The organism is Pseudomonas cavernicola (genome assembly GCF_003596405.1).
In the GTDB taxonomy this organism is placed as follows: Bacteria; Pseudomonadota; Gammaproteobacteria; order Pseudomonadales; family Pseudomonadaceae; genus Aquipseudomonas; species Aquipseudomonas cavernicola.
Window position 1 is genome coordinate 2090250 of sequence record NZ_QYUR01000002.1, and the last position, 21450, is coordinate 2111699.

The window sequence follows — 21450 nt, forward strand, 5'->3', positions numbered from 1 at the left end:
GTATGTGGCCTGCTGGGGCTGTGCCTGTACGCTGCTCTTGGCTTTCCCGTCCATAAATACCTTAGTTCGAAATACCCCGGCGCAAGAGAAATAATTACAGTATTTTCAGGTGCCAAAGGCAGTGAGCCTCAAAGCTAACAATGTGCTCAACTATCGCTCACTTCGTTCGCCGGGCAGCCAAAAGCTACGCTTTGGGCTGCCCGTTAGCTTAATCGTTATGCCTAAGGAAGGAGAGAACGATACATGCAAGTAAATCATGAAGGATTTTCAGCAACTGTTAGTGGCCAAGAAGCAGTACGGGCTCTCTCTGAAATCATGCTCACCCGCATTCGAGAAAAGGAAAAGACCAAGCGCCTTTTAATAGTCGTTACTTTTGTTCTTCTAGCTATTGCCGCCTTTATTCCTTTATTCACCCCAGAAGGCCGGGAGGCAAATAGCTACATAACCAGTGCGGTATTGGCAATTATGGCCCTGGGAGCAATCGGCGCCACAAAATTTTCCATCAAAACACCCGCAGTAGAAATTGAGTCTGAAGTGCAGCAAGTAGTAAATATGGTAAATAAAGTAGGCACCAGTTACTCCGAGTCAAATAATGCATAACAAATCGCTCAACACCGTTCGCTACGCTCACTGGACTCGCCAAAGCTGTGCTTTTGCTCGCCTGTTAGCTTAATCGTTAGGCCTTATAGGAGACCATGATGGCAGCACAACCTGGGCCTGAAGACCCCGACCTAAAGGCCGCCCAGATTGAAAAACTGCGCGCCGAGACAGAGAAGCTCAAGGCCGAAAAGACAAAGCTCGAACAAGAAGCTGCAGCGGTACCCCGACAGGCTAGGGGATCCTACTGGTCTGAAGTCATCAAAATACTCGGTGCAATCGTCCTAGGAATAGGTGGAGTCGTCACTGCGGGTGGAAGCTACTTTGTAGCGAGGAACCAAGTAGAACTCGCTGAAATCAAGTCCTCGCAGGCGAACGAGAAGGCCAAAATTGCCGAATCTACTGCGGCAGCAGCCGAAGCCGAGGCTACTGCCGCTGTCAAACTGCGTGACGCGGCTCGAAAGGAGGAAGCCGATGCCGCGAAGTCTGTTCAAGAGCTCAGAAACAGCCTTGCCGAACTAACCTCGAAGGTTCAAACAGCAAATCCAGACTTGCTAAAGCGTCGCTTGGTATATATTCAGTTCCAGGGTGATTTGAGCCGATCACTTATCAACGAGTTGCGAAAAACTCTTGAAACACAAAGCTACTCCGCTCCAGGAGCAGAGCGACTAGCAGGCGAATACAAGGGGCTTGTCAAATACTTTCGCCCGGAAGACGAACAAGCTGCAGCTTCGCTACTTAAGTCTACCGAGGCTTTCTTTTTATCAAAGGGATGCCCCATCCAACTTCGCGCGATACAAGCGCAAGCAGCAACTACTGCCCCTCCGCTTGAGCTTTGGCTTTCTCACTCATGCAAGCAGTGAGACCTACCCCAACCGCATTCAGTCCAGCCGTCGCCTGGAGCGCGAACCTTCAGCGCCTCGTAAGTGCTGCAGTCAGTGAGCTACATACCAACGGCGTCCGCTTCGTTGAGCTTAGAAGTAGCGTTCTTTACCTAGCGGCTATTCAAGAGTGCTCGGTACCCGAAGCACTTCACCGGTTAATCACCTGCATAAGTCAGGCAACAAAACTATATGCAATGCAGTGGGGGCTAGTCTTGACGGTCACCCGTGGTGACTACAGCTCAGTTCACCTGGCAGCTCTACTTTCAGCCTACGATGCACTGGGTCGGCCAAAAAATATCGTTGGAATCGATCTCGCTGGAGATGAGCACATTCCCTATCCCATTGAGCTTCCCAGTTTGTTTAGGAAAGCAAAGGACGACTTTGGTCTCGGTATCACTATTCATGCCGGAGAAACGGGCCGTTCGGAAAACGTGCGTGCAGCTGTTGAGCTTTTCGGTGCCGATCGCATTGGGCATGGCACCGTGGCTGGTAGTGACCCCTGGCTCACGGAGCTTCTAGCAAAGCGAGATATTTGCGTAGAGGTGTGCCCAATCAGTAATCGGTTGACTGGTGCGGTACCGCCAGAGAAAGCCCACCCGCTATGTGATTTTTATGAGCATGGCGTACCGTTCGTGATCTGTTCAGATAATCCTGCGATACATGAACGCGGGCTGAATGAGGATCATGCGACTGCATTGGCTGAGGGGCTTCCGACTCATGTACTTCATGAACAATACACACATACTAAACGTTACTCCTTTATCAAGGATATTTCATGAAGATCAGATTCCTGTCAGGAAATCAGCACAAGCTTGAAGAGGTGCGCAAGATTCTTGAACTGGCAGGCGTTGAAGTAATTGCGGTCAGGGAGAAGATCGAGGAGCTACAAACGGACGACGTGGAACGTCTTGTCCGTGACAAGCTTTCAAAGGCGTTCGCACTAATTGGCAGACCCCTATTTGTAGAACACACAGGGCTCTATTTGGCCGGGATGAACGGGCTACCTGCAGGTCTCACACAAATATTCTGGGACAAACTTGAGGCGGACAAATTCACAACCTTAGTGCAAGGCCTCGGTGATGCTTCGGTGACCGCGAAAACAGTTCTTGGGTATTGTGATGGCCGACAGATTCACATTTTTTCAGGTGAAGTACACGGGATGGTGCCTGCGGCCCCAGCAGGGCTCCGAGATTTCCAGTGGGACTGCGTGTTCGTACCAAACGGGTACACGGAGACGTTTGCAGAGATGGGGGATCGCAAGAACGATATCTCGATGCGACGTAAAGCATTGGACGCCTTCGCAGCATTCTTGAAAGCAGTAAAGGGTGTGGCATGAAGGCAGAACTGATGCACGCATATCAGACAGGCAAGCTCGTTCTCTTCGCCGGTGCTGGAGTGTCCGCGAACCTTGGCCTCCCCTCTTGGGGGGAGCTATTTTCAGGCTTGCCGCTGAACTAGGCTACGACCCACAGATATTCTCCTCGTACGGCAGCCACCTTGCCTTGGCTGAGTTCTACCGCAGAAAGAAGGGCACATTGGGACCGCTTCGGAGCTGGATGGACCGGGAGTGGCACAAGCCAGGCATTGATGTCGGTGGTTCAGAGGTTCATCGATTCATCGCCCAAGGTAACTTCTCGAAGATATATACGACGAACTACGACCGATGGCTTGAGCTTGCACACGATTTTTACGGGACGGCCTACACCAAGGTTGCAAGCGTATCGGATCTCGTAGCTGTGCATGATGGCCATCGTCAGATCGTCAAGTTCCACGGCGACTTTGACGACGACGCTTCTATTGTTCTTGATGAGACAAGCTACTACGAACGTCTCGACTTCGAGTCACCATTGGACATCAAGCTTCGGCACGATGTGTTGGGTAACTCCGTGCTATTCATCGGATATAGCATTACCGATCTCAATATTCGGCTGCTCTTCTATCGCTTGACGAAGATGTGGGGCAGCCATGCTCTCGCTGCTGCGCGCCCTAAGTCATATCTCTTCACCAATCGCCCCAATCCGGTGGCTGAAGAGGTACTTGGACACTGGGGCATAGAGATGCTTGTGTCAGAAGAAGATGACAGGGAGGCAGCGCTGTCGAAGTTTCTTGCTGAGCTAGTTCAGCAGTAATTGCCCGCGAAGGGTCGACTCCGGCCGGTCACGACCGGCAGCAGCCGACCCGAAGCTGACTTTCGCTGGTGTCTATCCGTCACGGGGCGATCCAGAGCTACAGCGGGCCAAGGTAAAGAACCATTCGAACCAGCCCCGACAGATCAATATCGCGAAATCGTTTTCCTAAGCGCTAGCAGGAAGCCCGCAGCGGTACTAAGTTCATTACAGCGTGCGAAAGGTTTCACCCAGCTGGCGCAGAGTCTTGTTTTCTGATGTCGCGTTATGAACCATAGGTAACAGACCATGGATACGCGGATATTTGCAGACTCAGCCCTAGGCTTTACCAAGAGCCCACTCGGAATCATTGCGCTCTTCATAGTGCTTGTGTACGGATTCGCGTCGTTGGTGGTCGGCCTAGGGCAAGGGCTCTCCGATCACATTGCTCCGCTTATCTATTTCATGGTTTTTTTTCCGGTTATAGTCTTTTCGGGCTTTCTTTGGCTTGTTGCCAAACATCACAACAAGCTTTACGGCCCTTCAGACTTCAAGAATGAAGAAAACTTTATTAAAGCCCAGATGGCTTCAGTTGCGTCGCTAGCCGCCGCTACCGCCAAGCAGCCAGGTCACGAGTCAGGGGTATCGGTGGCGCAACTGAGACAAATCGTTAACATAGTATCAAGTACTCCAAAACAGCAAAAATCAGAGCAGTGGAAGAACCGCGTACTGTGGGTAGACGACCGGCCAGATAATAATGTCTATGAACGACAGGCATTTGAAGCCCAAGGTATCGAGTTCTCATTAGCGCTTTCGACGAACGAAGCACTTGAACTTCTCAAGGCGAATAAGTTTGCCGCAATTATTTCAGACATGGGCCGAAAAGAAGGCCCTCAAGAAGGGTATGTCCTGCTAGATAAGCTACGTATATCTGGCGACCTGACCCCGTTCATCATCTACGCCGCTTCAAATTTACCAGAGCATAAGAAAATGGCAAGAGAACGTGGTGCAACTGGATCAACAAATCGAGCTGAAGAGTTGTTCAAGCTAGTAATGAGCGCAGTGGCGTCAAATGGCTCATAACAAGTCAAGGCTCGACGTCCACCCTGCGCTTCGCTTCGGGCGGCCGCGCCCTTAATCCAACGTAAGCCGTTCATTTTGCTCCACACAGGAGAAAGTCAATGCAGACCCTTATGGCAGTAAAGTTTCGAGCCAGCATATTGGTCGCGCTTGTAGTCACGTTAGCAGCGTGCGCCACGCAGCTTGCGCCGTTATACGACAAAGCCCTTGTGGATGGCCTAACGTCCGCAAATGCAGACACTATGGAATTGATTGCATCAGCAGCGGGTGGAACTACGAAGGAAACATTCCCCAGCAGAGAAGCCCAATACAACAAGGTCATTGGCAGCCTTGATGCGCTTGCCTTACAAGCCGCCGCACGCCCCGTTCCGACAAACAACGTGTTTGACGCTGTCAAGAAGATAGTTGGGTCGAGCAACGCGCCGGTGCTAAGCCAAGTCATTTCAAGCTCCACCGCGCTAGCGGGAATTTCAGAGACAGTCTCGAAGATGCGAGAAACGGACAAAAAGCAGGGCGTTACCGGCTTGGAAGTTCAGGCATTTAAGGGCCAAGCGCTTATCTACATGGACCAGGCACTGACCTACGAAGCTGCACTTGAACGCTAACTTCCTCTCATCAGGAGAAGACAATGGCAGCAATCGATATAGACCAATTGGTCACAGATATTAAGAACGCAGCTAATAAGATAATTAACAAGGACATTGCTACCGTTAAAGGATTTTCTGAACGCCAGCTGAAAGCAATCGGCCAGCACGCCGCACTTGTGGCCGGCGGGATAGTGACTGGCCAGATAACGGACGAAACGCGGGAGTTTTTCCTCGACGGCATTGAAAACATGACCCAAAACTTTCTCGAGACGTTACAGGGTCTATTTCGGCTGACCGTTGAGAAGCTTTGGAATGCAGTCGTAGGGGTGGTTTGGGGAGCAATTAATGGTGCCATTAGCGCAGCGACAGGCCTTGTCCTTCCGGTCCCGACGAAGGTGTAGTCACGGCTAACTAGGTGAGGGCCTTCATCATGAACACGACGCATGTCGCAACCCTGCAATTCGACCCCAATTTCAATGAACTGGGCAACAACAAGGCGCTACGGGATGGTCTGTCCGCTGTCTTGCAGTGCGACCGCACGCTCTGGGTGGCGAACGACGAAACTCTTAGCCTGGAACGCCTCACGCGCCTCCCGGACGATGGCCCTGGCGCCTGCCGGTACGGCCAGCACAGGCAATTCCCGCTCAGTGATTACCTTGCGCTGCCGGTAGCGGCAGCCGAGGATCCGGCCGATCTGGAAGAGGCGGACGTTGAAGGCCTGGCCTGTGCCGGCGGCTACCTTTGGCTGGTGGGCTCGCACAGCCTGAAGCGCAAGAACCCGAAGCTTAAGGAGGGTCACGACAAGGCCAGCAAACAGTTGGCCAAGGTCAGCCGCGACGGCAATCGCTATCTGCTGGCGCGCATTCCGCTCCTGGACGGCGACGGCACCTGCCTGCTGGCGAAACAAAGTACCCAGGATGGCAAGGAACTGTACGCCGCCCAGCTGCAGGGCAACGACCAAGGTGACGAACTGACCGAAGCCTTGCAGGACGACGAGCATCTCGGGCCATTCCTCGCCATCCCGGGCAAGGACAACGGCTTCGATATCGAAGGCCTTGCCGTGGCGGAGGAACGGATCTTCCTCGGCCTGCGCGGGCCAGTGCTGCGCGGCTGGGCGGTCGTGCTGGAGGTGGCGGTCGACGAGGGCGACAGCCCATCCACCTTGCGCCTGGCACCGATAGGGCCGGACGGGCGCCTGTACCGCAAGCACTTCCTTCAGCTCGGTGGCCTGGGTATTCGCGACCTGTGCGTGCAGGGCTCCGATCTGCTGATTCTCGCCGGGCCGACCATGGATCTCGACGGTCCTGTCAGCGTCTTTCGCTGGCTGGGTGGTAGCGCACCCGACGGCGAAGTACTGGTGCCGGCTAGCGAATTGCAGCGAGTCCTGGATGTGCCTTACGGCGAGGGCACGGACCATGCCGAAGGCATGACCCTGTTCGCGCCGAACGGCGGCCAAGCGCACTCGTTGCTGGTGGTGTACGACGCTGCAGCTGAGCGTCGCAAGTCGGTGCGAAGCACGGTAACGGCAGACATTCTCGAACTGCCATGAGAATCGTAGGCCGGATGACCGATCCAGCTTCGCCATCATTGGGTAAAAGGAGGTGCAACATGTCCAGCTTGTTTGATGATCTCGTAAGCCGATACAAGACCTTGAACATTGCCTTCCCGGCGCTTAAGCCGGTGACGCTCGCACAATGGATACTCGAGTCCGGTCGCGGAGCGTCCCCCCTGGCGACCCAGCACCTGAACTTCGGGGGCCTGAAATGGCGCTCCGAGATGGTCGGATTCGCCACGCCGGTTGAACACGAAGCCCACGACGGACTGGACTTCTACTGCAAGTTCGCCAGCCTCGATGCCTTCATCCTCGGTTACTGGAAGTTCCTTTCCCGCTCCCCCTACAAGGGCTGGGAGGAACGCGCCGCCGAGAGTCCGCAGGCCTTCATGCGATTCATCGGCCCCATCTACAACCCGGCTGGCGATGCCTACGTGAATCAGGTCCTGGCCTTGGTCGGTGAGGCGACGCAGCGCCTGGATGCGGCGCTCGCCGTCGCCCAACCGCAACCGCCCGAGGTCGCCGGGGCACCCGTCGTGATCGTCATCGATCCCGGCCATGGCGGGGTGGCGAGAACCGGCGGCAGTAGCCCGAACAACGCCATCTCGCCGTCCAGCGAACAGGAAAAGAACTGGACGCTGGACTTTGCCAAACGCACCCGGGCCGCCGTGCTGGCCAAGGCGCTGGCAAGCGGCAAGAACGTCAAGGTGGTGCTGACACGGGAAACGGACGTCAACCTCGGCCTGAACGCCCGCGCCAACGTCGCCAAGAGCAAGGGCGCGAAGCTCTTCCTGAGCATTCACCTGAACGGTTTCGACAAGCAGGTGCGTGGCGTGGAAGCGCTGATCGGCAAGGTCAATATCAACAAGGCGGCGGATCGCGCCTTCGCGCAGGCGATCCACGACAAGGTGGTCGCCGCCATGCACAGGATTGACCCGACCACCCTGGATTTGCCGACGCATCGCCGGGGCGTAAAGGAGCAGAGTCTGGGTGTCCTCAATGACATCGCGCTTGGCAATACCACATCATCCCAGCCCTGCCGCGCCTGCCTGGTCGAGCTCGAGTTCATGGATGTGCCGGCAGTCGATGCCCTGCTCCGCCTGAATCCGCCGCAGGCGACCATGGCCGAGAAAACCGCCCAGAACCGCCAGCAGATTGCCGACGCCCTGGCCGACGCCCTGCTGTCGCAAGTGTAAGGAGGACGCCCCTGCGAAACGGGCACCATGGCCGGCAAGCTCGCTTCGCCCTCGGGGGATGGACCGGGCAGCTTCCAGCACACTGCGCCATGCTTGTCTCGCAGGTGGGCAGGTGGGCAGGAGGCACAGGCTTCAGCTCCGCCACGCGAGCCGTAATCTGCACCATTGGAGGGCCACATCATCGACAAGCTCGCCCGTGCCCTGATGATCGCCTATGGATTTACGCTCGGCGCCTGCCATAGCAGCGGAGTCGATGCGAAGGACAGTTACCTCTATTGCGGCAAGCTCCTCTGGCCGGCCCAGCGAGAGGACTATCTGCCGTTTCCAGAAGGAATGGAAGTCAACCATTCCTCGCAACCTGGCATCGCCCAAGCCATCGAACAGCGGGAAAAACACCGGATAAGGTTCGCCTACGAGGATATGTCAATCTCCTACAGGGTCATGCAGGAGGCAGTCGACATGATCATCCGTCAAGGCTCCAACCATGTCTGCCTGGAAGCTGGAACGCTGGAGGAAGCGGACAGCGGCGTCCCCCTCGAGGTTTCTCCACTGCCGGCGGCGGATGGGCGCGTGATACTCGAATCCACCCCGGATCGGAAGAAGTAAAGGCAGCGTTCTACTTGGCGGTTGCGCAGGACATTGGCCCGTCCCGTGTTTTTTTTGGCCCCTTGCTAGATCACGGTGAGTCCCTGGTTCCCTAGCGACCCACACTTGTCCCCTTCTGGCCGGACTGGGACGCCCAGCGTTGGCGGAATAACGTCTTGATAGGCAGCGGGTGTAACCCCGCAGTAACCCCGACCTGAAACGACAACGGCGGCCCGACCGGCGTAGGCAAAACCTGGTTGGCCTGCGCACTGGCGCACAAGGCCTGCCGGGACGGCTACAGCGTGCGCTACCTGCGCCTGCCGCGCTTGATGGAGGAGCTGGGCCTGGCCCACGGTGACGGCCGCTTCGCCAAACTGATGGCCGGTTATGCCAAGACCGATCTGCTGATCCTTGACGACTGGGGCTTGGCGCCGTTTACCGCTCAGCAACGGCGCGACATGCTGGAGCTGCTGGACGACCGATACGGTCACCGCTCGACGCTGGTCACCAGCCAGATGCCGGTGGACAAATGGCATGCACTGATCGGTGATCCGACCTTGGGCGATGCGATCCTCGACCGGCTGGTGCACAACGCTTACCGCATCGAACTCAAGGGTGAATCGATGCGCAGGCGCTCGACGAAATTGACGACAGCGGATACTTCAGACTAACAATGCGAACCTGCGTCGCTGCGCTCCGACTGCCGGCCGGATGAGCGTGGAACAGGTGGCCGGATGTGCGTGGACTGGGCGGCCGGATGGCGTGGAATCCGCAACGTTCTGTCTAAAAAACAAAAGAACACCGGAAAAAAAAAAGGAGTAGAACTGTTTTCGGAGCGTTGCTGACCACGTGTGCGATCACGACGTTAAGCGCGATAGGGCTTCGATCTTGCCTGCATTTATTCGTCGTGTGGACGATTCTTGGCGATAGCGCCCCTTGGTGACAGGCTGCAATCGACGCTTTGCAGACATTCATAACGTTTGGTTAAGGGGCGGGCTTTAGCCCGTCCCGAGTGAGCGAAGCGAACGGCTTGATTGTTAGGCTGAGAAGCCAAGCCGGACACTGACGATGAATACCGCACTAGGCGGCCTCAGGTTCCAAGTGCAACACCTTACATCAGGTGTTGCACTTGCTCCTTGAGGCCGCCGTCTCGGGCCAGCGCAAGAAGCTCGTTATCGGCAATTCAGTAGTGTTCCATCGTAGAAGAAGTGCACGGACCGACCGCCTGCAGAGTAAGAGCCGGAGGCCGTTTCCCGTAACTCTCCGTGCCTTGACAGGCGCTTGAGCCGTTCTGCGCGCGAGATGCTGGGAGCGCAGTGATCAAGACGGCTCTGTTCTTCCTTTACGTCGGGCGCAAGATCTGGCGGGACCTTGGTTTCCAGGGTCCATTCGACCTGAAGACGCTGAAACCTCTTGTAGTCCTCAATTGAGACATATTCTTGCAGTTGAGTTCGAAGGCCAATTTTCTCGCCCTTTGCGCCTACGATGCCACTAAATTCGGAAAGCACGATTGGTTTGCTGAAGACTCTGAAACCATCCAGGTCGACGAAGTGGACGATGAGTTGTGCCTTCTGGTTTCGTTCGGCTAAGCGAGGGTCCGATAGATAGGCGGGATATCCGACGACATCTACGGATAGCAAGAGCTTCCTGGACACTAACTTTGTCTTGGCCTGAAGTTGCAAGCCGAGATTCGCGGTGAGGTCTGCTGACCACTCCTTGATGGTCTCGTACTGCTTGGCCTGGCTACTCTCGTAGCTATCGGTTGCCCAAGAGTAAAGCGCGATCGTGATCGCGAGGGCCAAACCTGCAAGGAAGAGGCCTGTGGCGAGTTTCGCTGCAGCGAGAAGAAAGTTCTTCATAATGACGCCTAACGTTGGAGTTAAGGCCGCGGCTCAGACGCAGCCTGAGACGTCGGGCGGAACGAAGTGGAGCGAACCTTGTTAGGCGATTCTGGCTTACTCAACAAGACAATTGCCTAGCATTATCGATGTTGATTCCACCCCGGTAGTTGTAAGCGAGGCTTTATAGGGCCCACGTAGCGGCCTCTTATTTGCACCGAGCTCATGGGACAGGCTTAAAATTTCATTAAAGTCACCGATATAGGTGCTCTCTAAGGTTTCCCAGCCCGCTGGGGTGGCGGCCTGCCAGATATTGCTATTTGTTGCTCTCTTGGCGCCATCAAGCTTCAGTGTATTGCTATCTGTCTTTCCCTGAACTATGCGCATGCCTTGATGGATAGGCGATTTTCTTGAGTTTTCAGGTTCCGCATGTGAGATGCCGATAAAAGACTCAAAAGTGCATGACATGGTTGGCGATATTTCTGCAGATGCATTTATTGAGATTATTGATGCTGTCAGTGCAAGGATTATTCTTCTCATGGTGAATATTCCACATTCGCCTAACGTTTGACATGAGAGGCGGCGCCCGGCTTGCCGGGCGACGTCCTCTCGATGGAAGAGTTAGGCGTCTTCTTTGAGTGCATTTCGCCTCGCCTTGATCTCTTTCAGAAGATGAAGATTGAAGTCGTAGACGCTGCCTGCGAGTCGATCGAGCCGCTGTTCTAGCTCCTCGGCATTAGCTTCAGATGTGCCTCGGATGGTCTGCTCCAGAATGCGGCCGATTGCGACGTACTCTGCACCAATCTCGTTGTCGATGGCATCGCGGAGTTCGGCGCTGAAGTGGATGGCAAGCAGTGCCAAGATGCGATTAACATTGTCGTTCCACTCGAAGACGACGGCTCGGTAGTCGGATAGTCTGTCCTCTATAAGGTCTTGTCCACGGTCAAGCGACCAAAGCAGCCGCCGCGTCCGATACAAGCGACGGTCAAGAATCCGACTGACTTCCTCAAATACAGCCTGTGCTTCTGAAAGCTCCTTCTCCCACCGAGTCCGCAACCACTGGTATCGAGCATGACGACGCTGAAAGGCAAAGCCGAGCAAGCCGCCGCACAAGGTTGTAAGCATGAACCCGACGGCGAGCTTCAGTAGATCGTCAGTCATAACGCGCTCCTCGTTGAGACGCCTAACGTTGGAATTGAGGGGCGGCTTTGGCGCAGCCAAAGACGTCCCACTCGAATGACTTGTTAGGCATCACTTTCGCCCACGAACTTGGTGACGGCCTGATTCATTACGCGCTCGTAGTAGTCGAGAACCAATCGGGCTACAGCATTTGGCGATCGGTCGGCAATTGGATTGCCACTGTGCGTCGAAGGTGCAGGAAAATTCTGCTTGTGGCGCTTGTTCTCAATCGTTGGCAGGACCGGTTTCCCGGGGGCATGTTCTACCAAAAGCGATTGTCCAGCGGGATTATTTGGCTCAGCTTGGGGTTCATAGCTTCCGTCAGGGTGAATCCGAAGCCCATACATTCGTCCAGCAAATCCACGGCCAATTATCAATTGAGGTTCCTCCCACGCCATTGGGATTCGCCCGTGCTGGCTTTGGTGCCTGGCTTGATAGAAATACTGGAGCGTTTCATCGTCCTTGCGCTCTTGATCAATCGCCCCGGCCCAGGGCTGGAAGTTGGTGAAAGCTGTCTTTCCCTCGTCGAAGAAGCGGCACCAGAACTCTTCAATGGAGTCAACAAACTGGCTCCAAGCTGCCTCGTAAGAGACTCGATCACGAGCAGCGTTCATCTCCGCAAGGGCTGTTTCTGCTTCGCCCAGCTTTTCGCGGGCAGCATCCCATAGGTCGCGGATGGTTGGGGCGATTGCACCTTTCTCTGGCTGAATGAACTTGCGTGTCATGTCGGGTGTGATTCCTAACTACTATTAGGCGACATGCCATGTCGCGTTTCTTGTCGTGATGGCGTGTCGGATCACGTTCCTTGTCGTCCTGTAAGTCCTTGTCTAGCTTAGAGGTGGTCGCGGCAAACGCGACATCGCCTAGAGAGAAACACGAAAGCAGCATCGGTGACGCTACCTATTTGCCATCACTGTGTCCACCGTCCGCTCCTGGCCGATAGCTGCCAGTCGTGAATGTCTGCTTTCAGCTGTGGATTCAACCAGTCGAGAGTGGCAGCTTTGGGTCGGTTGCGGTCATTCGCGAAAGGCCGCTTTCGACCCGATACTCAATAGCTTCTACAAAATAGGGGCGATTCACGGCTCAACTCGAAGATGAGTCAATGAAGCAAAGATTTAGGTCTTAGCCCATAGTCTCCATAGGCTGACCGTTAAAAGCCCTCCAGCAGCAAGCAAGGAGAGCAGCAGCAACAATTGTCGCGGGCTGCGCTTGTCGATGCGTCCCTCCAGGCATCGCGCCAAGCCATAGCCGGCGACTACCCCGGGAGCCAACTTGAACGTCGCGCTCAGGTAGTCGAGTGGCATGCGCCCCTGGTAGAGCAGGAACAGCAAGGAGACGGGGGTGGTCAGTAGAAAGAAGGCCGCCAACTCATCGCGGGTGTTTACTCGGCTGCACCCCTGATAGACCAGCGCCATGGGCGGGCCTCCCACCGAGGTCGCGGTGCCCATGAGCCCCGAGCAGAAGCCAGCGATGGCCAGGTTTTGCGGAGTGCAGCGCACCTCCAGCCAGCGGTAGCTGAAGATCGTCGCCAGCAGCACGGAACAGCCCAGCAGCAGGCCGAGCCAGGCCGAGGACAGCCAGGCCAGCAGCAGCCCCCCGCACCAGGCGCCGGGCAGCCGTGCCAGGATCGCCGGCATGGGCCGGCGCCAGGCCAGCGGCTGGCGATTGCCGAACCGCATGCAGAGGGCCAGGAGAAAACCCAGCAACAACACCGGCCCCGGCACATAGCGCGGCTCGAGCAGATACAGCAGGGGCGCCGCCAGCAGGGCGAAGCCGATGCCCAGCAGCCCTTGCACCAGGCTGCCGAACAGCACGATCAGCAGTGCCAGGCATTCGATGCCGCTGTAGCCCATGAGTGCTTGCCAGCGACTAGCGCTTCAGCGCCCGCCGGCGCCGCTGCGCGAGTGCTCGGAGTTTTCCACCAGTACCGCCTCGGCCAGGTGGTTGAGGCTCTGCCACAGCTCGTTCGAGATATCCATGCCGCCCTCCAGGGCCCCCTCGCCCGCACGGGCGAACTGCTCCGGAATGACCTGCCGATAGCCCGAGCGCTTGGCTCCTGCGCCGTGCAACTGACCCTGCAGGTCGATGCGGGTGCTGAACATCAGAGTCAGGGTCTGGCTATCCGCCGCCGTCCCCGAGTCCGCCAGCAGGGCTTCGCTGTAACTAGGGTAGCTCGCCCCCGCCGCGATGCTGGCGACATGCTCGCTGGCCGGCTGTTTGCCATTCTGCCAGTAGGCCAGCACGCTGATGCCGTGGCGGGCGCTGTCGACCAGCAGCTTGAGGATGAACTTACGGTTGTGGCAGTTGCGCACCTTGACATTGACGCAGCCCTGCTCCAGCACTTTGGTCTGGGCCAGCTCGACTATGGTCGGCAGGCAGTTCAGGCCACTGCGCCCGTGACAGTCGAACAGCAGCGCCTGACTCTCCTCGGCGAGCAGCTCCAGTGGCGGGCGCTGGCTGTCGGCGACATAGGGCAGCGAGCGCTGCAGTTCGGCAAACCCCTGTTCGCCATGCACCTGCAGCCACTTGACCAGGGCGGCGGCATCCTCGTAGTAGCCGATGGGATAACCCATGCCCTCGAACACCCGCTTGAGCAGGGCGGTCAATTCATTCGACGAGATCAACATCAGCGGGTCTCCAGGGACGGGGCCAGTGGCAGGAACCAGTCGTCCTCGAACGGCTGGCCGATATCCTCCAGCAGCGGCGCGCCCTGGAACATGGTGTTGCGCACCCACAGGCGCGAGCGCGGATCGAACTTGCTCACGCCGAAGAAGGCCAGCTTGCAGCGCAGCAGGTGCATCGGCAGCACCTGGCGATCCAGCAGGTTGGCCTGGATCTCGCCGTAGTGGGTCTTGGCTATGCTCTGGATGCGCCGGACGATGCCACGTTGATCGGGGTGGCGCAGGAGGAAGCTGGCGGTGCACTGTTGCGGGTTTTCGTCCAGGTAGACACAGAGCTGGCGATAGCACTGCTGCACCAGGTAGCCGATACCCAGCGGCATCTGCTTGTCGCGGCCAGTTTCCAGATTGCAGTTGCCCAGGCGCGGCTCCTGCTTCTCCTCGGAGCGGTACCAGAAGGTCTCGGTGGCACCGTCCGTGTCGAAGTCGATGGCCAGCGCCCAGGCGTAATGCTGCTCGATCAGCGCGCGCAGTTGACTGGCCGCCATCTCCGGTTGCAACTCCAGCGACTCGACCAGGGCGAAGCGGTCTTCCAGGGCGTCCACCAGCTCCGGATAGAGTTCCAGCAGGATGCAGTTGAGCAGTTCCTGGCCTTGCAGGCTGAGCTGTCGCTCGGCCCAGGCCAGCAGTTGTGCCCAGTTGTCCAGGTGATGGCCGCCCAGCCAATCCTGCAATGCGGCGAAGTCCTCCAGCACCACGCGGTTATTGCCGGTCTGCCAGCCGTCTTCGGTGACGGTTTCCTCGATATGACGAATGCCACGGGCGACCAGTGCATGCAGGCGCGCCAGACGCTCGGCCGTCACCTGACCTAGGCCGCGTACCCGTGCCAGGGCCAGCTCGCGCATCTCGATCCAGCGGCTGATCAGCTGCGGGTGATTGATCAGGTAGGGCGCCATACCGAGGCCCGTGGAGTTGCCGATGCCGAAGTAGCGCTTGAGCGCCGGCTGCAACGGCACCGCGGTTTCCGGCGCGCGCTGCCGGGCAATGTATTCGGCCTGCTGCAGGCTGAAGTTGCGCAGCATGAAACAGTTGAACATCTCGGCGGCGAAGGGTCGGGCGAAGTCCGGGTGCTTGCCGCTGACCTTCTCCCAGTCGGCCATGCCCAGCTTGCCACTGCCATAGACCGCGGTGGTGCGGTAGAGGTAGCCGACCCGGGCGATCTGCTCCACCGCCGGCTGCTGGCCGGCGCTCAGGGCCGCCACCACGCTGTCGAAGTTGCGCACGCTGCGATTGGCCCGCGACAGCACCATCACCCGCGAGTCGAGGCGCCCGGCTTCCTGCAGCGGCACGTTGCGCCGCAAGTATTCGACATAGTCGTCGTCCACCTCACCTTCGCACAGCGCCATGGTCAGGTCCCACTCGCTGGCGATCACCCGGTCGTTGCGCTTTTCCGGGTCCAGGTACTGGGAAAACAGCACGAAACTGAAGAGATCGCCGGTCGTTTGAACGCGGTAGACCACCGTGCCGTAGCCCTCGGCATCCAGCTCGAAACGCCGCGCCTTGATCTGCCAACCCTCGCGCATGATCTTGCGCACCAGGCTGCGCATGAAGCTTAGGCGGCTCTGATGCAGACTGCCGAGGCGTTCCAGGTCCATGACTACATGGGCCGGACGCATGCGGATCGCCTGTGCCCCGCGCATGCCGGGATCGATGCTTGAAGGGGTGTTCATACGCTGGCCCTCAACTGGCGGACACCGCAACCGGCAATACGGCCTGTTAAGGGCCAAGAGGGATGCGGAGGATTGTTGTTGTCTGCCGCCGATGGTGGTCCACGGGCGCCTGCGGGGCAATTCAGATCGCCCTATCAGCTGATAAGTGAAACTTATCTATATGGTCTTCTTAATCAGATAATGGCTGTTTTCACCAATCGTCCGGCTCTAGTTCATTGTCGCGCAGGATGAACTCGAACAAGGCCTGCGCCGCCACGGGTAACGAGCGGTTGGCCTGACGCACGATGCCGATGTCGCGGGTCACCAGCGGGTCGCTCAGCGGAATGAAGCGCAGCTGGCCGTGTTCCGGCGGAAAGGCGAAACGCGGCAGGGTGGTGATGCCCATCCCGGCCTCGAGCATGGCCAGCAGGGAGATCATGTTGGACATATAGAATTGCGAGTCGGCCACCAATTCCTCTGCCTCGCTGCCGGCCAGCAGGCGCGAGGTGCCATTGGCGATCAGCCGCTCGCCACGCAGCTGGCGCCAGCCCAATTGCGGCTCCTCAGCCAATGGGTGGTCGCACCGGCAGACCACGCCGACGCTGTCTTCCCAGATCGGGATGAACTGGATGTCGCTTCCCGCCTCCCAGAGGCTGGCGATACCGAAGTCCACCTGCTGGCTCTCCACCATCGCCAGCACCGCTTCGGAGTTGTCGTCGAACAGGCTCACATGCAGGTCCGTCGCATCGCCGATGAAGCGGGTGAGGATGTCCGGCAGCAGGCGGCTGGCGATCGAGGGCACCGAGGCGATACGCAGGTGCCCGGACTTGTGCTGGGCGATCAGGTTCATATCCTTGACCACTCGATCGTGGTGCGCGATCAGTTCCTTGGCGTAGCCTAGGAACTGCACCCCGAAAGGCGTCAACTCCGGCCTGGCCACGCGTGCGTTGCGCTTCTCGAACAAGGATTGCCCGAGCTTGTTCTCCAGGTCGCGGATCGACAGGGAAATCGCCGGCTGGGTTCGGTGCGCTCTTTCCGCGGCCGCATGGAAACCATGCAGTTCGGCGACCCAGACGAAATGCCGTAGTTGCACGATCTTGAGGTCAGGCAGCATGGTAAGTTTTCCTTATCAAACAATATTTACTATTAATTTTAGTTTATTCGGAGCGCCGCCTACCATGCGATCACAGCATGAGAGGAGGTGCATATGCCCAGCGATATCTTCCGTAACTATATTAATGGCGAGTGGCTAACTGGCTCTGCCACCGTTGCTAACGTCAGCCCCGCCAACATCGCGGACGTACTCGGCCATTTCGCCCAGGCCGATGCCGCGCAGGTCGAGCAGGCCATCGAGGCGGCCATCGCGGCTCAGGCGGTTTGGGAGTGCAGTGGGCTCGAACAGCGCTACCAGGTGTTGATGGCCATCGGCGATGAGCTGATTGCGCGCAAGGCCGAACTGGGTGAGCAACTCGCCCGCGAGGAAGGCAAGACCCTGGCCGAGGGCATCGGCGAGGTTTATCGCTCCGGCCAGTTCTTCCATTACTACGCTGCCGAAGTGCTGCGCCAGATGGGCGAGACCGCCGATTCGGTGCGCCCGGGTGTGGAGATCGAAATCCGCCGCGAGCCGGTGGGTGTGGTCGCCATCATCACCCCCTGGAACTTCCCCATGGCTACCGCAGCCTGGAAGATCGCCCCGGCACTGGCGTTCGGCAATGCGGTGGTGTTCAAACCGGCCAACGCAGTGCCGGCCAGCGCCTGGGCACTGACTGAAATCATCTCCCGCCAGGGGCTGCCGGCCGGTACGTTCAACCTGGTGATGGGTAGCGGCGCCATCGTTGGCGACCGCCTGATCCACTCGCCGAAGATCAACGCCTTGAGTTTCACCGGATCGGTCGACACCGGGCGCAAGGTCGCGGCCGCCACGGCCGTCAATTTTGTTCGCTGCCAGCTAGAAATGGGCAGCAAGAACGCCCTGGTGGTGCTCGACGATGCCGACCTGGAGCTGGCCGTGGACTGCGCGCTGAACGGTGCCTTCTTCGGCACCGGGCAGAAGTGCACCGCCTCCTCGCGGCTGATCGTCACCGCCGGGGTGCATGACCGCTTCGTCGCGGCGCTGATCGAGCGCATCGGCCAACTCAAGGTCGGCCACCCGCTGCGCGAAGGCGTGCAGATCGGCGCGGTGATCGACGAGAAGCAGCTCAACCAGAATCTGCGCTACATCCAGCAGGCCCAGGCCGATGGCGCCCGCCTGGCCTGCGGCGGCGAGCGTATTAGCGAGGAGCAGGAAGGCTTCTATATGCGCCCGGCGTTGTTCGTCGACACCCGCAACGACATGCAGATCAACCGCGACGAGGTGTTCGGCCCGATCGCCTGCGTGATCAAGGTCGCGGACTACGAGCAGCCCTGGCCACCCTCAACGACACCCGTTTCGGGCTGACCGCCGGGATCATCACCCAGTCGCTGAAGTACGCCAGCGACTTCAAGCGCCGCGCCAAGACCGGCTGCGTGATGGTCAACCTGCCAACCGCGGGAACCGATTACCACGTGCCGTTCGGCGGTCGCAAGGATTCCAGCTTCGGTCCGCGCGAACAGGGGCAATACGCCCGCGACTTCTACACGGTGGTCAAGACCACCTACGTGCGTCCCTGAACCGGAGATCGCCATGCACGAGCTTCTGATGATCGATGGCCTGCAATACTCCAACTGGAGCCCGGAAATTTTCCGCCAGATGCAGGCCGGTGGACTGAGCGCGGTGCACGCCACCATCGCTTACCACGAGAATGCCCGGGAAACCCTGTCGCGAATCGGCGAGTGGAACCGCCGTTTCGAGGCCTGGCCCGAGCTAATCCGCCCGGTGCACCACGCCGCGGATATCCGTCTCGCTCACGAGGAGGGACGGGTCGGAATCTTCTTCGGATTCCAAAATTGTTCGCCCATCGAAGATGACATCGATCTGGTGGAGATCTTCCGCCAGCTCGGCGTCTTCATCATGCAACTCACCTACAACAACCAGAGCCTGCTCGCCAGCGGCTGCTATGAGAACGAAGACAACGGCATCAGCCGCTTCGGCCGGCAGGTGATCCGCGAGATGAACCGCGTCGGCATGCTCATCGACATGTCCCACAGCGCCGAACGCAGCACCCTGGAAGCCATCGAGCTGTCGAGCCGGCCGGTGATCGTCTCCCATGCCAACCCGTCCAGCTTCCACGCCGCCAAGCGCAACAAGTCCGATGCGGTGCTGCGGGGCATCGCCGAATCCGGCGGGCTGCTCGGTTTCAGCACCTACCCCTTCCACCTCAAGGGCGCCTCCGCCTGCACGCTGGAGGAGTTCTGCGACATGGTCGCGCGTACCGCCGAGCTGATGGGCGTCGAGCACATCGGCATCGGCACCGACCTCTGCCAGCAACAACCGCTGCAAGTTCTGGAATGGATGCGCAACGGCCGCTGGAGCAAGGACAAGGACTACGGCGAAGGCTCGGCGGACAACGCCAACTGGCCAACGCCCCTGCAATGGTTCCGCGACAGCCGGGATTTCCCGACCATCGCCCAAGGACTGCGCACCCGCGGCTTCGCCGAAGACGAGGTGCGCAAGATCATGGGACTCAACTGGCTGCGCCTGCTGGAAAGCTCCACCGCGCCGCAAGCCTGACTCCCGATACCCACCGTGAGGACAGCATGAACAATAATAATTACGCCTCGTCCATCTCCTCGTCCGGAGACGGCCTGTGCCGGCAGCACTGCCACCAGCGATTTCACCCTCCCGCGCAACGAGCCGATCGCAGCGGCCCGACGGCGAACGCCGCACCGTTCTGACCAGGCGGGCCTGCCCCGCTTCGTATCCCGATCGTCAAACGCTCCGCAGCCCTGACGGGCAGTACGGAGCCCCGAGCGCATACCTTGGAGGCGTCATGAAACTCTCCACTACCCAACAAGTCGGCAGCGAGCCGCTGAGCTGTGCAGCCCTGAAAGGCATCGACTGGCCGCTGTTCATCATCAGCGGCGGTTTCCTGCTGGCATTCCTGGTGGCGGCCCTGGTCGACATCGACAGCGTGTCAGGTCTGGTGAACACGCTGTTCGCCTGGTCGACGAAGTTCTTCGGTCTGTACTGGCAGGTTCTAATGCTGCTCACCTTCCTGGTGAGCCTGGGAATCTGCTGTACGAAGTGCGGGCGCGTGCGCCTGGGCGGCGTCGACCAGAAGCCCGATACCAGTACGTTCAACTGGATCGCGGTCATCATGTGCGCCCTGCTCGCCGGTGGCGGCGCCTTCTGGGCTGCGGCCGAGCCGCTGATGCACTTCGCGAGCCCGCCACCGCTGTTCGCCGGGGTGCAACCGCACACCGAAGCGGCAGGGTATGCGGCGCTCGCCCAATCCTACGTGCACTGGGGATTCCTGGCCTGGGCGGTACTCGGCAGCCTGCTGGCGATCGTGCTGATGCATCTGCATTACGACAAGGGCCTGCCTCTGGCTCCGCGTACACTGCTCTACCCGCTACTCGGCCAGCGCGCACTGAAAGGGCCAATCGGCACGCTGGCAGATGCCACCTCGATCATCGCCGTGGTCGCCGGCACGATCGGTCCGATCGGATTCCTCGGCTTGCAGATCAGCAATGCGTTGCATGCCGTCTTGGGCATCCCGAACGACATCACCACCCAGGCCATCACCATCATCCTGGTGACCGTGATGTACACCACCTCGTGCCTGGTGGGGCTCAAGGGCATCCGCTTCGTCAGCGAAATCAACGTGTGGCTGATGATCGGCCTGGCCGTCTTCATGGTCGCGCTCGGGCCGACCGCCTTCATCCTGGGCGGTTTCCCGAAGGCTTTCGGCTTGCACCTCGAACACTTCATCCCGATGACGCTGTTCCGCGCCGATCCGAAATGGCTCGACTGGTGGACGGTGTTCTACTGGGGCTGGTTCATTGGCTACGCTCCAATGGTGGCGCTCTACGTTGCCAAGATCTCGCGCGGACGCACCATCCGCGAAATCATCCTGACACTGTCGATCATCGCCCCGATCGTGACCATGTTCTGGTTCACCGTGGTCGGCGGCACCGGCATCGGGCTGGAACTACAGACCCCAGGCATAGTCACCGCCAATGGCGCCGGGCCCGAGGCCCTGCTGCTGGGCGTGACCCAGAGCCTGCCACTCGGGGGCGTGATCTCCGCACTATTCCTGTTCCTGAGCTTCATCTCGGTCGCTACCAACGGCGACGCGATGGCTTTCACCGTGGCGATGGCGATGTCGGGCAACGACAAGCCGAAGAAGTGGCTGAGAGCGTTCTGGGCAATCGGCATGGGGCTGGCTGCGGTGGTGCTGATCACGATTGGTGCGGGCGGCGTGACGGCGCTGCAGTCTTTCATCGTCATCACCGCCGTGCCGGTTTCCCTGCTGATCCTGCCGTCGCTCTGGGATGCGCTAAGAATCGCCAGGCGCATGGCGGTGGAGCAGCAAATCTAGGTTTTGAGGGAGCGCGGTACCCGCCGCCTCCCTCTTTTTATTTCTAACTCCGGAGTAGTCG

20 protein-coding genes and 3 pseudogenes are annotated in these 21450 nt (G+C 58.7%); 15 read left to right on the forward strand and 8 right to left on the reverse strand.

The window, feature by feature from the left end; translation table 11 throughout:
• Positions 1-243: 243 nt before the first annotated feature.
• The 12 genes and pseudogenes from D3879_RS10015 to istB form a co-directional block, all read left to right on the forward strand.
• Positions 244-600 (forward strand): hypothetical protein, encoded by a 357-nt coding sequence (locus D3879_RS10015; RefSeq protein ID WP_119954103.1) that lies wholly within the window; start codon positions 244-246, stop codon positions 598-600.
• Between the two features lie 98 nt (positions 601-698).
• A complete protein-coding gene (locus D3879_RS10020) occupies positions 699-1460 on the forward strand; it encodes a hypothetical protein (RefSeq protein ID WP_119954104.1) in 762 nt (253 codons plus the stop codon).
• Positions 1448-2260, forward strand: coding sequence for an amidohydrolase family protein (locus tag D3879_RS10025; protein WP_119954105.1), 813 nt, complete (start codon positions 1448-1450; stop codon positions 2258-2260). The genes D3879_RS10020 and D3879_RS10025 overlap by 13 nt, the downstream gene beginning before the upstream one ends.
• Positions 2257-2817: a non-canonical purine NTP pyrophosphatase gene (locus D3879_RS10030; protein ID WP_119954106.1), complete on the forward strand. Its 561-nt coding sequence runs from the start codon at positions 2257-2259 to the stop codon at positions 2815-2817. The genes D3879_RS10025 and D3879_RS10030 overlap by 4 nt, the downstream gene beginning before the upstream one ends.
• Positions 2814-3610 (forward strand): annotated as a pseudogene (locus tag D3879_RS10035) (SIR2 family protein). The gene D3879_RS10030 and the pseudogene D3879_RS10035 overlap by 4 nt, the downstream one beginning before the upstream one ends.
• A gap of 285 nt (positions 3611-3895) precedes the next feature.
• Complete coding sequence (locus tag D3879_RS10040; RefSeq protein ID WP_119954107.1) at positions 3896-4669, forward strand: response regulator; 774 nt, start codon at positions 3896-3898, stop codon at positions 4667-4669.
• Positions 4670-4767: 98 nt separating this feature from the next.
• Positions 4768-5271 (forward strand): hypothetical protein, encoded by a 504-nt coding sequence (locus tag D3879_RS10045; RefSeq protein ID WP_119954108.1) that lies wholly within the window; start codon positions 4768-4770, stop codon positions 5269-5271.
• Between the two features lie 23 nt (positions 5272-5294).
• Positions 5295-5654 (forward strand): hypothetical protein, encoded by a 360-nt coding sequence (locus D3879_RS10050; RefSeq protein ID WP_119954109.1) that lies wholly within the window; start codon positions 5295-5297, stop codon positions 5652-5654.
• A gap of 29 nt (positions 5655-5683) precedes the next feature.
• A complete protein-coding gene (locus tag D3879_RS10055; RefSeq protein WP_119954110.1) occupies positions 5684-6802 on the forward strand; it encodes a DUF3616 domain-containing protein in 1119 nt (372 codons plus the stop codon).
• Between the two features lie 59 nt (positions 6803-6861).
• Positions 6862-8001, forward strand: a complete 1140-nt coding sequence (locus D3879_RS10060) for an N-acetylmuramoyl-L-alanine amidase (protein WP_158592074.1) — start codon at positions 6862-6864, stop codon at positions 7999-8001.
• Between the two features lie 165 nt (positions 8002-8166).
• Positions 8167-8607: a hypothetical protein gene (locus D3879_RS10065; protein ID WP_238474220.1), complete on the forward strand. Its 441-nt coding sequence runs from the start codon at positions 8167-8169 to the stop codon at positions 8605-8607.
• A 206-nt stretch (positions 8608-8813) separates the two neighbouring features.
• A pseudogene (istB, locus tag D3879_RS10070) lies at positions 8814-9257 on the forward strand (IS21-like element ISPre4 family helper ATPase IstB); the annotation flags it as partial.
• A 501-nt stretch (positions 9258-9758) separates the two neighbouring features.
• Here istB and D3879_RS10080 read toward each other — a convergent pair.
• The 8 genes from D3879_RS10080 to D3879_RS10110 form a co-directional block, all read right to left on the reverse strand.
• Positions 9759-10445: a hypothetical protein gene (locus D3879_RS10080; protein ID WP_119954112.1), complete on the reverse strand. Its 687-nt coding sequence runs from the start codon at positions 10443-10445 to the stop codon at positions 9759-9761.
• A 96-nt stretch (positions 10446-10541) separates the two neighbouring features.
• Complete coding sequence (locus D3879_RS26280; protein ID WP_147411126.1) at positions 10542-10964, reverse strand: hypothetical protein; 423 nt, start codon at positions 10962-10964, stop codon at positions 10542-10544.
• A gap of 81 nt (positions 10965-11045) precedes the next feature.
• Positions 11046-11585, reverse strand: a complete 540-nt coding sequence (locus D3879_RS10085; protein WP_119954113.1) for a hypothetical protein — start codon at positions 11583-11585, stop codon at positions 11046-11048.
• An 83-nt stretch (positions 11586-11668) separates the two neighbouring features.
• Positions 11669-12328 carry a nucleoside triphosphate pyrophosphohydrolase family protein gene (locus D3879_RS10090; protein WP_119954114.1) on the reverse strand — a complete coding sequence of 220 codons (660 nt, stop codon included), beginning with the start codon at positions 12326-12328 and terminating at the stop codon, positions 11669-11671.
• 390 nt (positions 12329-12718) lie between these two features.
• Complete coding sequence (locus D3879_RS10095; protein WP_119954115.1) at positions 12719-13456, reverse strand: sulfite exporter TauE/SafE family protein; 738 nt, start codon at positions 13454-13456, stop codon at positions 12719-12721.
• A 24-nt stretch (positions 13457-13480) separates the two neighbouring features.
• A complete protein-coding gene (locus D3879_RS10100) occupies positions 13481-14230 on the reverse strand; it encodes a DUF3726 domain-containing protein (RefSeq protein WP_119954116.1) in 750 nt (249 codons plus the stop codon).
• The gene (locus D3879_RS10105; protein ID WP_119954117.1) at positions 14230-15951 is read right to left on the reverse strand and encodes a hypothetical protein; all 1722 of its coding nucleotides are present in this window, start codon (positions 15949-15951) and stop codon (positions 14230-14232) included. The genes D3879_RS10100 and D3879_RS10105 overlap by 1 nt, the downstream gene beginning before the upstream one ends.
• 190 nt (positions 15952-16141) lie before the next feature.
• Positions 16142-17044, reverse strand: coding sequence for a LysR family transcriptional regulator (locus D3879_RS10110; protein WP_119954118.1), 903 nt, complete (start codon positions 17042-17044; stop codon positions 16142-16144).
• Between the two features lie 93 nt (positions 17045-17137).
• Here D3879_RS10110 and D3879_RS10115 point away from each other — a divergent pair.
• From D3879_RS10115 to D3879_RS10125, 3 genes and pseudogenes are all read left to right on the forward strand, one after another.
• Positions 17138-18579: pseudogene (locus tag D3879_RS10115) on the forward strand (aldehyde dehydrogenase family protein).
• A 13-nt stretch (positions 18580-18592) separates the two neighbouring features.
• A complete protein-coding gene (locus tag D3879_RS10120) occupies positions 18593-19579 on the forward strand; it encodes a dipeptidase (RefSeq protein WP_119954119.1) in 987 nt (328 codons plus the stop codon).
• A 259-nt stretch (positions 19580-19838) separates the two neighbouring features.
• Positions 19839-21389 (forward strand): BCCT family transporter, encoded by a 1551-nt coding sequence (locus tag D3879_RS10125; RefSeq protein WP_119954120.1) that lies wholly within the window; start codon positions 19839-19841, stop codon positions 21387-21389.
• Positions 21390-21450: the final 61 nt, after the last annotated feature.